The organism is Pseudomonas sp. PH1b (genome assembly GCF_000633395.1).
Classification (GTDB): Bacteria; Pseudomonadota; Gammaproteobacteria; order Pseudomonadales; family Pseudomonadaceae; genus Aquipseudomonas.
The window spans coordinates 464,559-478,855 of sequence record NZ_AYMU01000001.1 but is presented as its reverse complement, the minus strand read 5'-3'; the positions used below and the strand labels follow the sequence as shown (position 1 = coordinate 478,855).

The window sequence follows — 14,297 nt, the reverse complement described above, 5'->3', positions numbered from 1 at the left end:
CCTCATTGTTGTTTTGCTGCCCGGCGTACGAGCGGCGCCGGGGTAAACAAAGCTGCAGGTCGAGGCGCCCGGGCAAGGCGCGAACCGCTACTGGCGACCACGATATCCAGCCGCGCCTGCATGCACAAATTAAATGTTGGAATCCGTATTATTCATTTATTGAATGCGAGATACCTCTCAGCCAGCGGTCTCCTGGGCCAGGACCTGGGACAGCACCCGCGCCAGGGCCTTGACCATCGGGTCCGCCACGGGGCGATGCAGCAAGGCCACCTCAAAGGCATCCACCGACGGCAGCACGGTGTTCTTGGGCAACACCCGATGCTCCGCGGTCACCGCCCGCAGCGGCAACAGGCCGATGCCCATGCCGTCGGCGATTGCCGATTGCAGGCTGGTGAGGCTGGAACTGGTGAAACTGATGTGCCAGCGCCGGCCAACGGACTCCAGGGCACTGATCATTTCGTCACGGTACACCCCCCGTGGCGGAAAGGTGACGATGGGCAACGGGTCAAGATTGATGCAGGGGTTCCTGGCGCTGTCCACCCAGCAGGTCCTTTCTGGCCAGCAGACCAGCGCCTCACGGCTGTTCTGGCGTTGTTTGAGCAATACCAGGTCGAGTTCGCCTCGGTCGTAGCTGGCACTCAGGTCACGGCTCAGGCCGCTGGTGACTTCCAGCTTGACCTGGGGATAGCGCCGGTTGAAGGCCGCCAGTTGCTCGGTGGTACGTCCGGCTGCAAAGTCATCGGGAACGCCGATGCGCACCGTCAGCACCACCGTGGCACCGGACAGCGCCTCAGCCATTTCGTCATGCAACGCCAACAGGCGCCGTGCATACCCCAATAGCGTCTCGCCGGCATCGGTGGGCAATACATCGCGGTTGCCACGCTCCAGCAGGCGGTGCCCGGCCATGTCCTCGAGACGGCGAATCTTCTGGCTGATGGTGGACTGGGTGGAATGCAGGCGGCTTGCAGCGGTGGTGAAGCTGCCGCAGTCGGCCACGGTGACGATGGCCCGCAACAGGTCGAGGTCGAACAGGCGACCATTGGGTTTCTCAATATCACTCATGGGGCTATCTGTTTTCTGAATGCACCTGAGCGTTCTACCGGTTCTTGCCCCTGCTGACAAACTGCCGCTCGACAACCGCTGCTTCGGCTCGCCTCTCCTCACTGACAGTGATTTCGAACAGCCCCCGAAGCTCGAGAGAAAAGTTTCCACGGCCCGCAGATGGGTGATGTGTATCAAGATGTGACGGAGTAGGATGAGGCTCCACTTTCCTCGATCCTGGGCCCAGGTCTGGAGCTGCTGAACATGAAGTTGCATTGCATCAGAGTTTTCTTGATAAGCACCGCCCTGCTACTGAGCGCCTGCTCGGGAACCCCACCCACGACTCACTCCTGCTACTCGGACAACTGCCGCCTTGGCGGCGGCATGACCAAGCTCAACGTCAATGGCGGCAACTCCCTGAGCAACAGCTTCAACCAGTACGGCGACAGCCTGCTGCACGATTGACCCGCGTGTGTTGCTGGCAGCGCCTGATCCTCGGCGATCAGGCGCTTGCGCCTGGGCCTGCAAATCGCGCCTCGCTGAAGCGCTCAGGCCAGCACCTGCCGGTGACCATCGGCTCATCCCTTGTTCTTGTTTTTCGCCCCGCCCTGGCGCGCCTTGAAGCGTGGATTGGACTTGCAGATCACGTAAATCCGCCCGCGCCGTTTGACGATCTGGCAGTCACGGTGACGGTTCTTGGCTTCCTTGAGGGATGACAGGACTTTCATGGGGCACTACTCCTGGAGGGTGATCGACAATGTAATAACATATCTTATTCCCAGATAAGAATAATTATCAACTGAAGATTGCGCAGCCCGCCTGATGCGTTGTCCGGCTTGCCCTTCTTCCTGCACCGCGAACACCGACGGGAAGCCAACGCGAACAACAACACCTCAGAAGCCCAGCGGAAGAACCGCGCCTCATGGGCTGGCGCACGACCACCGGGGCTTCGGCGACCGGTGAATCCGGAAAACGCGCTGGCGCGGCAATCGCCTGGCACGGCCCAGCCCTGGGGAGACTCACCCAGGCCATTCAGGCCATCCGTCACGCTAAAGCCAGGGGAAAAACAGCCGTTACAGTTAATTCCACCCCCACTCAAGGATGCAGTGACATGGAAATCAACAATCGCCCCTTGCCCCCACTGACCAGCGGCGGCAACCACCCTCCCATCACCCTTCCCGTCTCTGATACGCCACCGCCGCCCCTCACCCAAGAGCAGAAAGACGCCCTGGAAAAACTCCGGGACCAGCTCAAGGCACAGCCCCCAGTGGCAGCCACACCGACAAAAACCTCATTGATCGACGAAGTGGTCTGATCCACCAGCACCGGCGGTCACGGCTGTGCAGCAGTCGGGCCGCCGAATGCCAACAGGCAAACAGCTCACCAACTGCCCGAAGCACCGCCCCCTCCGCTGGATCCGCCGCCCCCGGAAAAACCACTGCCTGAACTGGAACTGGAGCGCGAATCACTGCTGCCGCTGCTGCCACCCCCGCTGCTCCAGCGAAAGCCACTGCTGCCGGCAAACAGCAGCAGGGCGAGAAAATAAGTGAAGGGCAAAACCGTCAGCCAGCGCAGCCCATCACTCCAGGCGCCCACTGCCGAGCCCAACAGCAGAAGCAGCACCAGCAGCACGCCCAGCCGCCACAGGAACCCCCAGGAACTCTTTCTCCAGGTGTTGCGCATCATTCGGAACAACAGCCAATGAGCGCCCAGCACCAGCAGCACGCTGGCCGGCGCAGCCAGGCCGTAAAGAAAGGTCGCGCTGCCCTGGTAGCGGCTGATCAGGGTCAGCAGGGCGATGTACAGCAGCAGGCCCAGCACGCCGTAAAACACCCGGCGCGCCTGCCAGAGGCCGGCAAAGGTCGCCCCTCCCACCAGCATGCACAGCGGCACCACCAATGATTGCACCAGCCACTCGCGCCCACCCACGCCGGCCACCAGCAATATCGCAGCCAGCAACAGCCCGGCCAGGACTCGGCGCCACCGCCAGCCAGCGGCCAGCATCACTCCGGCCACCGAGCCGAAGACAAACGCCAGCAACAGGGCATAGGCCTCCGGCGGCACCGATAGCGGCGCCGCAGCCGAAGATGCCGCCGGTTGCGGCAAGGTTCCACCGTCAATCAACAGGATCAGATCATCCAGGGCGCGGTCGATTCCGCCGGCAAAGTCGCCCTGGCGAAAGGCCGGGGTCAGGTCCCGGGCGATGATCTGCCCGGCCAGCAGGTCGGTGACCTGCCCTTCCAGGCCATAGCCGACCTCGATCCGCACCTGGTGGTCATTCTTTGCCACCAGCAGCAGGATGCCGTCATCAACCCCCTTGCGCCCCAGCTTCCATGCGCGAAACAGCTGGTTGCTCAGGGCCTCGATGCTCTGCTGGCCCAGGTTGGGCACCAGCATCACGGCCATCTGCGTGCCGCGCCGCTGCTCCAGGGCCGCAAGCTTGTGTTCCAGCCGTTCCTGGGTAACGGCATCGAGGGTACCGCTCAGGTCGATGACCCGACGATCCAGGGCGACCTTCACCAGCCCTGGCGGCGCAGGGTCGGCGAACACCTGCGCCGGCAACAGTAGCCCCAGGAACAGCGCCAGCCACAGGCCGCGCCCTTGTTGCCACATTCGCTTGATCATCCGCCCGCTACCCGTATCGCTCGTCCTGAAGGGGCGAACTTTACCACCGCCGGTGCCAGGCCCCAGGTGCCGCAGTCAACAGTCAATACAAAAACACCGGGCCGCCCATCCGCCCAGCCCGGTTCCCGCCAGGCTGCCGGCGCAGCACGGCAGGCCTCACGCCAGGCCTCACGCCAGGCGGCTCACGCCGAGGATTGTGGAAGTGCCTGCCGCTGTTCCGGCGCAACACGCTCCTTGCACGCCAGCCCCCAGGCTTGCCAAGCTTGCACTCGCCTGATCGAGCCCCCGACATGACAAGGAACGGCAATGAACCGCACCGAGCACCTGTGCCTGATGGCCCGCTACAACCAGTGGATGAACAGCAAGCTGTACAGCGCCGCCATGGGCCTGTCCGATGCGCAACTGGCTCTGGACCGGCAGGCCTTTTTCGGCTCGATCCTCGGCACCCTCAATCATTTGCTGGCCGGCGACACCATCTGGCTCAAGCGGTTTGCCCAGCACCCGGCGCAGTTTGCGGCCCTGGCGCCGCTGCAGCAGGTGGCCCTGCCACGGGACCTCAAGAGCCTGCTGTTCCCTAACCTGGGCGGGCTCTGGCAGCAGCGTCAGTGGCTGGACCAGTTGATTCTCGATTTCAGCCAGTCCCTGAACGACATCGACCTGGACAGCAGCCTGCATTACGCCAACACCCGCGGCGTGGTCGCCGAGCGCGATTTCTATAGCCTGCTGGTGCATTTCTTCAACCACCAGACCCACCACCGCGGCCAGGCCAGCACCCTGCTGACCCAGGCCGGGGTGGATGTCGGCGATACCGACCTGCTTATGCTGATACCCAGCGCAATCTGATCAGGCTTGAGCCCAACGGGCGCGCAACAGGGGCAGGCCGCGCTCGTGCCAGAAGCCCATGGAAATCCCGCCGCTGGACATGCCGCCATGGGCAAAGGCCTCGACGAAGAAATGCCCTGCCGCGCTCCAGGCCCTGCCGGTCAGTTGCTCGAAGGCCTGGACGATCAGCGCTTCCAACTGCTGCGCCGTGGCCGGCCAGGGCCTGTGGGCCAGATGCGTGGCCATGGCTCGCCACAGATAGGGGTCACCCCGCAGCCCCCAGGACAGCGGCTCCTCGGCGAACAGCCGTGCGACGCTGCGCTCCTCCTTCATCGCCCCCTCCCGGCACTGCGCCCAGTATTTATTCAGCGCCCAATCTAGCCTCTGCACCGGGCTTCTGCGACCATGCGCGCGGAAAAATCCGCTTGCTAAGGAATGGCGCCATCAAAGCCCTCAATGCTCTGCTCGTTGTGTCCCTGCTGTCCCTGGTGGGCTGCGGCACCCTGATCGCCCGCACCCCCAACTCCCATACCAGCTACGACTACTACAAAGGCACCCAGGCCAATATCGAACTGCTGACCATGCGTGGCGCCAGCGGTTACGACGGCTATGCCACGATCTTCTGCTGGATGAGCATCGTCTGCCCGGTAGTGGCCATCGTCAGCCTGCCGGTGGACGCCGTGACCGACACCGCGCTGCTGCCCTATGACGCGATCAATCGCTGACTCTCGCCGGCCCCTGTTTCGACCCTGTGTGGAAGCCTGATCATCCGAAGCATCCTTTGCCTGTTGCTCAATACTCTGCTGCTAAGCGGTTGCGGCACCTACGTGGTTCGTAGCGGCCATGATTGGCGCGACGATCGCTATTACCGCGGCGCAACCATGAACGCGCAGATACTCACCGGCTACGACATGGGCCACGCACGCATGATCACTGGCGCCTGCTGGGTCACGGTGGTGTGTCCGATCCTGATGATCGCCAGCCTGCCCCTGGACGCCGCCGTCGACACCGTGCTGCTGCCCTACGACGCGATGAAGCCCTGAGCCTCGCCCCCTGCCACTGCCCTGAATGGAAGCCCGATCATCCGAATCATCAATTACCTGTTGCTGCTCAACACCCTGCTGCTGTCCGGCTGCGGCACCTACATGACTCGCGGCAATGCCCTGGACTTTCGCGACGACCGCTACTACCGCAGCGTCAAGACCAACGCCCAAGTGCTCACCGGCTATGACATGGGCTACGCCCGCATGATCACTGGCGGCTGCTGGGTGATGGTGGTGTGCCCGATCCTGATGATCGCCAGCCTGCCCCTGGACGCGGCGCTCGACACCGTGCTGCTGCCCTACGACGCGCTCCAGCCGGAGCGGCCCAAGCGCAACATGCACGTGAACATGAAAGACATTGCCGAGGAAGACCTGCCGGCATTGCCCATCAGTGCCGAGGTGCAAGACCCGACGGCCCACACCCCACCCATCACCCCGCAGGCTGATTGACCTCCTTCAGGCGGGCAGACGCCGTGCCCTGGCGCAGCCGGGCTACACCTGATCCGACGCGCACAGCTGGGGCACCCGCTGCGCCAGGCGGCAACGTCGCCCCAGGCGATCCACCTGGGGGCGGCCGAACAGGTAGCCCTGCCCCCACTCACCACCACAGGCCGTGGCCAGCCCCAGGTCGGTGGGTAGCTCCACGCCCTCGATGATCACGCAGGGCGCCAGGGTCTTGCACAGTTGCACCAGGTGGCTGAGGGTCTGGGCACTGTTGAGTTCGCCCCGGGCGCGCTGGATATAACCCTTGTCGATCTTGACGATGTCCGGCCGGGTCTGGCGGATGAACTCCAGGGTCCCCAGGCCCGCACCGAAATCATCGATGGCCACCCGGCACCCCAGTTCCCGCAGGCACAGCACGAACTCGCTGGCCGCCTCGATGCTCGGCGGCGTGGCACTTTCGGTGATCTCGATCACCAATCGCGCGGCCAGCGAGGGTGCATCGCGCAGCGCATCGAGGATGCCGTACCAATGGGCATCGATGATCGCGCTCTGGGCCGAGATGTTGCAGCCCAGGCGCAGGCGCTGGTCGCGGCGCAGGCAATCGATGACGCTGAGCACCACACTGTGGTCCAGTTCGCGCATCACCTGGTGCTTTTCCAGCAGCGCCAGCGGATAGGCATCGCCACCCTGGGCATCGACATGGCGCAGCAAGCCTTCGTGGTACAGCACCCGGCTGCTGTCCGGCAGCCACACCACCGGCTGGAACGCCAGCATCAGGCGGCCCTCGGCCAGTTCGCGATAAAAGTCTTTGATGCTTTGCATGACAGATCCATAGGCAAGACAAGCGCACCCCCTTGCAAGCGTGCCGCGACGCAGTGGCCGTCGCTGGCACCCAAGGGTCCCTGCCCGATCATGATCGACCCTGCCTGGCCCCTCAGGAAGTGTTCCCGGGCACCTTTCGCTTGTCCTCGGAAGCCCCGCTCCGCGCTTAATCGTCTGCGGCCTTTTGTTTATTGCAATCATGCCCAAGGCCCCATCGATATCATTTAGCCACTAGTCCAGGAAGACCTATGCATAGAATGACCAGCGCCAGCTTTCGGGTGCTTGCCGATGTCATGAGAGAGGGTGGCGCCGATGTCGACGCCCTGCTCGAACAATTCGGCAGCAGCGCCCAGGACGTTGATGAGAACCCCAAGGGCGTAAGGCTGGAACTGGTCTATCAGGTGATGCGCGAAGCGGCCCGGCGCACCGGCAATCCCGACCTCGGGCTGCTGGCCTACGGCAAGGCCCACCCGGCCAATCTCAAGGCCCTGGGGTACGCGGTGATGTCCTGCGCGACCCTGGGCGCGGCCTTGCAACGCCTGGTGGACTATCACGCACTGATCAGCAACGGTTTCTGCATGTGCCTGGAGCGCAAGCCCCAGGCGCTCAAGCTGATCGGCTTCGACGTCACCGCCGAGCCCTCGCTGATGCCGCGGGCGCTGATCGATGCCGGCGCCGCCCAGACCCTCGGCCTGCTGCACTGGCTGCTGCCCCAGCACAAACCCAGGCCGCTGACGGCAGCCTTCACCTACCCGGAACCGGCAGACACCCAGGCCCTGCGGCGCCTGCTGGGGGACAACCTACAGTTCTGCGCGCCCCACAACAGCCTGACCTTCAGCAACCAGGATTGCGCCATTGCCCTGCCCACCGCCGACCCGGCCCTGGACGTGCTGCACATGGAATACGCCCGCGCCCGGCTCAATGTGCTGCTCAGCGGCTCGATGACTGCGCGGGTCCGCCGAGCCCTGGCGGAGTGCCTGGCCCGGGGTGCCCCCAGCGACCTGCCGCACATTGCCGAGGTGGTCGGGGTCAGCGCCCGCAGCCTGCAACGGCGCCTGAGCCGAGAAGACGTGCACTTCTCGGCCCTACAGGACGAAGCCCGGCTGATGCTCGCCCACAGCTTTCTGCGCAACTCCATGCGCAGCGTGAAGTACATCGGCGCGCTGCTGGGGTTTCGCGATCAGAGCAGTTTTCACAAGGCCTGCATGCGCTGGTTCGGCATGACCCCGGGGCGCTATCGAGAGCAGGCCTGAACGACGATGCCGGGCATCCGCCCGGCACCCAGATCCGCGCCTGAATCAGTGAGCCGCCTGCAACTGCGGCTGTACCTGGGGCATGGCCGAGGAATGGTGGTTGAGGATCTTCCACTGTCCGTCGATGCGCTCGTAGAGGAAGGTGTAGCGGGCCTGGACCTGCTGTTTCTGGCCGTCGGCGGCGGTCAGGCTGAAGGTATAGACGCCACTGTCCAGGGCCGCATCCGGGCCCAGGTGGCGGATCTCCCGGTAGTTGATCTGCCCCACCGGCTGCGTCGCCAGGAAATGCTCGAAGTAATCCTGGATCTGCGCGTGGGTGCTGCGCACCTGGTTGGAGACCGTCGGCTGCAGCACCGCATTGGCCGCGTAGAGGCTGACCACCGCCTGCGGATTGCCGGTCTGCAAGGCGCTGTTCCAGCGATCGAACAGGCTGGCGATTTCCCGGTCCTGCAGGTTCTGCGGCTGCTCGGCCACGCTGCGGTAGACGTAAGGGGTCGCTTCCAGGGCCTGAGCCAGCGGCGCGCTGAGGACGAAGAACAGGGCCAGGGCGGTGGTTTTCAGTTTCATTGGGTGACTCCAGTGGGTTTCAATGCACCTCACTGTGCCAAGGGCCCCGGCCTTCGCCATCGGCCAACCGGTGCCCGCGGCCTATGCCATTTGGCAGATAGGCGCATCGCGGGCCAGCAGGTCTAATGCTCTGCCACCGCGCCACCGCCCTGCCCGCGCCGCTACCCTGGAGCTCCAACATGCCCACCCCGCCCCTCGACCCCGGCAGCGCCCTGGCCCTGCGCAGCCAGTACCGGCAATCGCAAAGCCGTGCCGCGCGCCTGCGCCTGCTGGTGGATACCGGCCAGGAGCTGCTGCAACTGCCACCGCCGCACATGCGCCAGCGGGTGGTGCAGCGGGCCTGCGCCTTTGTCGCCATGGACCAGGGGCTGCTGCTGGAGTGGAGCGCCGCAGGTGCCGTGCAGGCGACTGCCGAACAGGGCAGCGGCGAACCCCTGCAGGCCCTGCGTGCCCTGGCCGAACAGCCGCACTGGCTGGAGCAGCCGCCGGCGGGCGAGACGCCGATCCTGCGCATCCTCCTGCACCGCGCCGACGGCCAGGCCTTCGGCGCCCTGCTGCTGGCCAACAGTGTGCCCATCAGCGCACCGGACAGCGAAGACCTGGAGTCCCTGCAACTCTTGGCCACACTCCTGGCTGCGCACCTGGAAAACCAGCGCCTGCTGGGCGACCTGCAAGCCCGGGAGCGCAGCATGTCGGAACTGGTGCAGCGCCTGTTCAGCGCCCAGGAAGACGAGCGCAAACGCGTCGCCTACGACCTGCACGACGGCCTGGCGCAAACCCTGGCCGGCCTGCACCAGCGCTTGCAGGGCTTCGCCGGGCGCTGCCCGCCCCTGCCCCCGGAGCTGGACAGCGAATTGCAGACCATCCTGCAACTGGCCCAGGGCTGCGTCGGCGAAGGCCGGCAACTGATCGGTGGCCTGCGCCCCCATGTGCTCGACGACTTCGGCCTGCTGCGGGCCATCGACCGCGAGGCCGACCGCCTGCGCGACGCCGGGCTCGCGGTGCACTGGCTGCAGCGCTGCCCGGAGCGCTTGCCCGGGGCGCTGGAAACGGCCCTGTTCCGCATCGCCCAGGAAGCCATCAACAACATCCTCAAGCATGCCCGCGCCGCCCGGGTGACCCTGAGCCTGGCGGTGCAAGCCGGGCAGGCAACGCTCGATATCCAGGACGACGGCTGCGGCTTTACCAGCCCCTGCGCCCAGGGCGCCGAGCAGTTGGGCCAGGTGGCCATGCAAGAGCGCGCCCACCTTCTGGGCGGCCATTTCAGCTGCACCAGCCAGCCCGGCGGCGGCACCCGGATCCAGGCCAGTGCCCCTCTCCCCACGTTGGAGCAACGCCCATGAGTGCGCTGATACGCCTGGTCCTGGCAGACGATCACGAAGTCACCCGCACCGGCTTCGTTGCCCTGCTGGCGGGCAATCCGGAATTCGCCGTGGTGGGCCAGGCCCGTGACGGCGAAGAGGCCCTGGCCCTGTGCGAACAGCTGCGCCCGGACATTGCCATCCTCGATATCCGCATGCCGCGGCTTAACGGCCTGGGCGCCGCGCGCCTGCTGCAACAGCGCCAGCCCGAGGTCAAGGTGGTGGTCTTCACCATGGACGACAGCCCCGATCACCTGGAAGCCGCCATGGCCGCCGGGGCCATGGGCTACCTGCTCAAGGACGCCAGCCGTGCCGAGGTGATCGATGCCCTGCAGCGGGTGGCCCGGGGTGAAGAAGCCCTGAACAGCGCGGTCAGCGCCCGGCTGCTGCGGCGCATGAGCGAACGCGGCAACGGCCAGGCGCCCCAGGCCCAGCCCCTGACCGCCCGCGAGCGCCAGGTGCTGGGCCTGGTGGCCAGCGGCTTCAGCAATCGGGAGATCGGTGAAAAGCTCGGCATCACCACCGGCACCGCCAAGGCCCACGTCGAGCGAGTGATCGGCAAGCTCGGCGCCGCCGACCGCACCCAGGCCGCGGTGCGCGGTATCGCCCTGGGGCTGGTGGCGCAACCCGCCGGGCAATGGCCATGAACCTGCTCAGCGCCCGGCGCTGGGCCGACCTGCCGCTGCGGGGCAAGGCGCTGGTGGTGATCTCCCTGCCCCTGGTGATCCTGCTGCTGTCTCTGGTCCTGATCTACAGCACCGAACGCCAGACCGCCCGCGCCGAAGAGGACGTGCGCCGGGTGCTGCTGGTGCAGGGCGACATCCAGGCGGTGCACACCCTGCTGGCCGAAGCCGCCGCCAGCGTGCGCGGTTACCTGCTGACCCGGCGCGAGGACTTCCTGCCCGCCTACCTCCAGGCCCGGCCGCAGATCGAAGCGGCGCTGCAGCGCCTGGACCACAACGTGCGCGACGCGCGGATGCGCGAGCATCTGCAGGTCATCACCCCGCTGATCCGCACCAAGCTCGACGGCCTGGTGGCCCTGCGCAACGGCAGCCGTGACGACGACGCCACGGTGACCGCGATCCTGATCGACAACAAGCAGGTGCTGGACGTGCTGCGCGAGCAGATCAGCGCCATGCGCGTACGCGAGGACGCCCTGCTGGCCGAGCGCACCGGCGCCGCCGCGGCGACCCGCATGCGCCTGCTGTTCGCCACCCTGCTGGCCGCCGGCTGCGGGCTGTTCGGTGCCATCGTCGCGGTGCTGTTGCTGTCCCGCGGTATCGTCACCCGGGTGCAGCAGGTACAGGGCAATGCCCAGCGCCTGGCCCTGGGCCAACCCTTACTGCCACAGGCACCGGAGCTGGACGAGATCGGCCAGCTGGGCACCCGCCTGGTGGAGGCCGGGCAACTGCTGGCCGAGCGCGAACGGGCCCTGCGCGACAACGAGGAACGCCTGCGGCTGATCATCGACGGGGTCAAGGACTACGGGATCTTCGCCCTGGACACCGATGGCCGGGTCACCACCTGGAACGTCGGCGCCGAGCGGATCAAGGGCTACCGTGAGCAGGAAATCATCGGTCGCCACTTCTCGCTGTTCTATCTGCCGGAAGAATGCCCGCAGCACCCGGATATGGCCCTGCGCGAGGCCACGGCCCACGGCCACTACATGGAAGAAGCCTGGCGCTGCCGCAAGGACGGCAGCCGCTTCTGGGCCAGTGTGGTGATCACCGCGCAGTACGACGCCAGCGGTGCCCTGCGCGGGTTCTCCAAGATCACCCGGGACATCACCGACCGCCGGGCCGCCGAAATTGCCCTGGGCACCGCCCGCGAAGAAGCCGAGCGCGCCAGCCGCGCCAAGAGCGAATTCCTCTCGCGCATGAGCCACGAACTGCGCACCCCGTTGAACGCCATCCTCGGATTCGCGCAACTGCTGGACATGGACTCCAGCGCCGGCCAACGGCCCCAGGTCGGGCATATCCTGCGGGCCGGCCAGCACCTGCTGGGGCTGATCAACGAGGTGCTGGACATCGCCCGCATCGAGGCCGGGCGCCTGCCGCTGAACCTCGAAGCCCTGGCCCTGAACGCCGTGCTGCACGAAGCCCTGACCCTGGTGTCACCGATGGCCGCCGATGCCGGCATTCGCCTCGCGCCCTTGCCGGCGCTGCCGTCGGACAGCGGGGTGATCGCCGACCATCAGCGCTTGATCCAGGTGCTGCTCAACCTGCTGTCCAACGCCATCAAGTACAACCGCGCAGACGGCGAGGTCAGCCTCGAAGTGGCGAGCGACGCGGCGCGCCTGCGCCTGAGCGTGATCGACACCGGCGCCGGGATAGCCGCCGAGCATCTGCAGCGCCTGTTCAAGCCCTTCGAGCGCCTGGACGCCGACCCCAGGGTCGAGGGCACCGGCCTGGGGCTGGCCCTGAGCAAGAGCCTGCTGGAAATGATGGACGGCAGCCTCAGCGTGCACAGCACCCCGGGCAGCGGCTGCCGCTTCACCCTGGAACTGCCCTTTGTGCGCCTGCCCGAAGCGCCCGCCGTGGCGCCCTTTGCCGCCCCGGCCCTGAACCCGCCGAGCACGCAACGGGCGCCGCGCTACCAGGGCAAGGTGTTGTACATCGAGGACAACCTGCAAAGCCTGGCGCTGATCGAGACCCTGTTGCAGCGCCGCCCCGGCGTCCAGTTGCTGACCAGCATGCAGGGGCAGATCGGCCTCGACCTGGCCCGCCAGCACGCACCGCAGCTGATCCTGCTGGACGTCAACCTGCCGGACCTGCAAGGCCTGGAAGTGCTGCAACGGCTGCGGGCCTCCAGCGCCACCGCCAGCACGCCGATCCTGATGATCACCGCTGACGCCAGCGAGCCGACCCGGCGCGCCCTGAGCGAAGCCGGGGCCACGGCGATCCTGACCAAGCCGATCCCGATCCCGGCCTTTCTCGCCCACCTTCAGACCTACCTCCCGGAGCCTGCATGAGCAGCGATTTTCGCATCCTGATCGTCGACGACCAGCGCCCCAACCTGGAACTCATGGAGCAGTTGCTGGCCCGTGAGGGCCTGCACAATGTGCTCGGCAGCACCCAGCCGCTGCGCACCCTGGAGCTGTTCAACAGCTTCGAGCCGGACCTGGTGATCCTCGACCTGCACATGCCCGAGTTCGACGGCTTTGCCGTGCTCGAACAACTCAACCGGCGGATCCCGGCCAACGATTACCTGCCGGTGCTGGTGCTGACCGCCGATGCCACCCGCGAAACCCGCCTGCGGGCCCTGGCCCTGGGGGCCCGGGATTTCATCAGCAAGCCCCTGGATGCCCTGGAAACGATGCTGCGGATCTGGAACCTGCTGGAGACCCGCGCCCTGTACAAGACCCTGCGCACCCTGCTGCCGCCGGAGCAGATCGAACTGCTGCGCCACCCGCGCGCCTGAGGCACCTGGACGCGGTACGCCTTGCCCAGCCCGTCGTTGCAGGCGCACACGGCGAGCCAGGCATCTCGTCCCTCGCCTACAGGCTGCGGAAAAACTCCCCCGGGGTGGCATCGAACTGCTGGCGAAAGGCGGCGATAAAGGCCGAGGTCGAATCGTAGCCGCAGGCCAGCGCCACATCGGTGACCCGCTCGCCCTGCTCCAGCGGCGTCAGCGCGCCCAGCAAACGCAGGCGCTGGCGCCAGGCGCGAAAGGTCAGCCCGGTGTCCTTGAGAAACAAGCGGCTGAGGGTCTTCTCCGTCACTCCCAGTTTGTCGCCCCACTGGCCCAGGGTGGTGGCTTGCTCCGGGTGCGCCTGCAGGCTGCGGTAGATCGAGCGCAGGCGCGCGTCATGGGGCAACGGCAGCATCAGGTCCAACTGCGGCGCGGCGGCCAGCTGGTCCAGCAGCACCTGGGCCAGGCGGCCATCGGCGCTGTCCTCGACATATTCCACCGGCAGTTCGCTGAAGCTGCGGATCAACTCCCGCAGCAGGCTGCTGACCGCCAGCACCTGGCAGTTCTCGCCCGGCGCCCAGGTGGTGACGCTGCAATCGAGGTACAGGCTGCGCATCTCGGTGCGTGGCGAGCTGAACACTCGGTGCGGCACCCCGGCGGGAATCCACACTGCCCGTTGCGGTGGCGCGACAAAGCGCCCGCCGCTGGTCTGGATCTCCAGCACCCCGGCAATCGCGTAGGACAATTGCACCCAGGGGTGGCTGTGACGCCGGGTCAGGGCGCGGTTGGGCAAGGATTCGGTGCGTCCGTAGACCGGTCGCGGCAGGCTCGGCAGACCGGGAATACTGCGCCGGACGAGTTTTTCATGTCCTTTAGGCGGCATTAACTGGCTCATTGGCGTTAGTCGG

General features: G+C 66.3%; 18 protein-coding genes. 11 read left to right on the top strand and 7 right to left on the bottom strand.

Going from position 1 to position 14,297, the window contains the following annotated elements; all coding sequences use genetic code 11:
* Positions 1-177: 177 nt before the first annotated feature.
* Positions 178-1,062 (bottom strand): LysR family transcriptional regulator, encoded by an 885-nt coding sequence (locus U873_RS0102255; RefSeq protein WP_025126688.1) that lies wholly within the window; start codon positions 1,060-1,062, stop codon positions 178-180.
* Between the two features lie 270 nt (positions 1,063-1,332).
* Here U873_RS0102255 and U873_RS0102250 point away from each other — a divergent pair, with 270 nt between their 5' ends.
* Positions 1,333-1,506 carry a hypothetical protein gene (locus U873_RS0102250; protein ID WP_256244253.1) on the top strand — a complete coding sequence of 58 codons (174 nt, stop codon included), beginning with the start codon at positions 1,333-1,335 and terminating at the stop codon, positions 1,504-1,506.
* A 113-nt stretch (positions 1,507-1,619) separates the two neighbouring features.
* Here U873_RS0102250 and ykgO read toward each other — a convergent pair whose 3' ends face one another.
* Complete coding sequence (gene ykgO / locus U873_RS0102245; protein WP_020297337.1) at positions 1,620-1,769, bottom strand: type B 50S ribosomal protein L36; 150 nt, start codon at positions 1,767-1,769, stop codon at positions 1,620-1,622.
* 383 nt (positions 1,770-2,152) lie between these two features.
* Here ykgO and U873_RS0102240 point away from each other — a divergent pair, with 383 nt between their 5' ends.
* On the top strand, positions 2,153-2,356 hold the full coding sequence (locus tag U873_RS0102240; protein ID WP_025126686.1) for a hypothetical protein: 204 nt from the start codon (positions 2,153-2,155) through the stop codon (positions 2,354-2,356).
* 65 nt (positions 2,357-2,421) lie between these two features.
* Here U873_RS0102240 and U873_RS0102235 read toward each other — a convergent pair whose 3' ends face one another.
* Positions 2,422-3,666, bottom strand: coding sequence for a YgcG family protein (locus U873_RS0102235; protein WP_025126685.1), 1,245 nt, complete (start codon positions 3,664-3,666; stop codon positions 2,422-2,424).
* Between the two features lie 306 nt (positions 3,667-3,972).
* Here U873_RS0102235 and U873_RS0102230 point away from each other — a divergent pair, with 306 nt between their 5' ends.
* The gene (locus U873_RS0102230; RefSeq protein WP_025126684.1) at positions 3,973-4,509 is read left to right on the top strand and encodes a DinB family protein; all 537 of its coding nucleotides are present in this window, start codon (positions 3,973-3,975) and stop codon (positions 4,507-4,509) included.
* Here U873_RS0102230 and U873_RS0102225 read toward each other — a convergent pair whose 3' ends face one another.
* Positions 4,510-4,821, bottom strand: coding sequence for a hypothetical protein (locus U873_RS0102225; protein WP_025126683.1), 312 nt, complete (start codon positions 4,819-4,821; stop codon positions 4,510-4,512).
* Positions 4,822-4,913: 92 nt separating this feature from the next.
* Between U873_RS0102225 and U873_RS0102220 the strand changes: the two genes are divergently transcribed.
* The 3 genes from U873_RS0102220 (at position 4,914) to U873_RS0102210 (ending at position 5,981) form a co-directional block, all read left to right on the top strand.
* Complete coding sequence (locus tag U873_RS0102220; protein ID WP_025126682.1) at positions 4,914-5,213, top strand: YceK/YidQ family lipoprotein; 300 nt, start codon at positions 4,914-4,916, stop codon at positions 5,211-5,213.
* 63 nt (positions 5,214-5,276) lie between these two features.
* On the top strand, positions 5,277-5,531 hold the full coding sequence (locus U873_RS0102215) for a YceK/YidQ family lipoprotein (RefSeq protein WP_025126681.1): 255 nt from the start codon (positions 5,277-5,279) through the stop codon (positions 5,529-5,531).
* 60 nt (positions 5,532-5,591) lie between these two features.
* Positions 5,592-5,981, top strand: a complete 390-nt coding sequence (locus U873_RS0102210; RefSeq protein ID WP_025126680.1) for a YceK/YidQ family lipoprotein — start codon at positions 5,592-5,594, stop codon at positions 5,979-5,981.
* 42 nt (positions 5,982-6,023) lie between these two features.
* Here U873_RS0102210 and U873_RS0102205 read toward each other — a convergent pair whose 3' ends face one another.
* Positions 6,024-6,797 carry an EAL domain-containing protein gene (locus U873_RS0102205; protein WP_025126679.1) on the bottom strand — a complete coding sequence of 258 codons (774 nt, stop codon included), beginning with the start codon at positions 6,795-6,797 and terminating at the stop codon, positions 6,024-6,026.
* Positions 6,798-7,045: 248 nt separating this feature from the next.
* Between U873_RS0102205 and U873_RS0102200 the strand changes: the two genes are divergently transcribed.
* Positions 7,046-8,050 (top strand): AraC family transcriptional regulator, encoded by a 1,005-nt coding sequence (locus U873_RS0102200; RefSeq protein ID WP_025126678.1) that lies wholly within the window; start codon positions 7,046-7,048, stop codon positions 8,048-8,050.
* Between the two features lie 45 nt (positions 8,051-8,095).
* Here U873_RS0102200 and U873_RS0102195 read toward each other — a convergent pair whose 3' ends face one another.
* A complete protein-coding gene (locus U873_RS0102195) occupies positions 8,096-8,617 on the bottom strand; it encodes an SgcJ/EcaC family oxidoreductase (protein WP_025126677.1) in 522 nt (173 codons plus the stop codon).
* A gap of 179 nt (positions 8,618-8,796) precedes the next feature.
* Here U873_RS0102195 and U873_RS0102190 point away from each other — a divergent pair, with 179 nt between their 5' ends.
* The 4 genes from U873_RS0102190 to U873_RS0102175 are packed head-to-tail and all read left to right on the top strand — an operon-like array spanning position 8,797 to position 13,398.
* Positions 8,797-9,960: a sensor histidine kinase gene (locus U873_RS0102190; RefSeq protein WP_025126676.1), complete on the top strand. Its 1,164-nt coding sequence runs from the start codon at positions 8,797-8,799 to the stop codon at positions 9,958-9,960.
* On the top strand, positions 9,957-10,625 hold the full coding sequence (locus U873_RS0102185; RefSeq protein ID WP_025126675.1) for a response regulator transcription factor: 669 nt from the start codon (positions 9,957-9,959) through the stop codon (positions 10,623-10,625). Before U873_RS0102190 ends, U873_RS0102185 begins: the two co-directional genes overlap by 4 nt.
* Positions 10,622-12,949, top strand: coding sequence for an ATP-binding protein (locus tag U873_RS0102180; RefSeq protein ID WP_025126674.1), 2,328 nt, complete (start codon positions 10,622-10,624; stop codon positions 12,947-12,949). The genes U873_RS0102185 and U873_RS0102180 overlap by 4 nt, the downstream gene beginning before the upstream one ends.
* Positions 12,946-13,398: a response regulator gene (locus U873_RS0102175; RefSeq protein ID WP_025126673.1), complete on the top strand. Its 453-nt coding sequence runs from the start codon at positions 12,946-12,948 to the stop codon at positions 13,396-13,398. Before U873_RS0102180 ends, U873_RS0102175 begins: the two co-directional genes overlap by 4 nt.
* Positions 13,399-13,474: 76 nt before the next feature.
* Here the strand turns inward: U873_RS0102175 and U873_RS0102170 are convergent, their stop codons facing one another.
* Positions 13,475-14,272 carry a helix-turn-helix transcriptional regulator gene (locus tag U873_RS0102170; protein ID WP_025126672.1) on the bottom strand — a complete coding sequence of 266 codons (798 nt, stop codon included), beginning with the start codon at positions 14,270-14,272 and terminating at the stop codon, positions 13,475-13,477.
* Between the last annotated feature and the right edge of the window lie 25 nt (positions 14,273-14,297).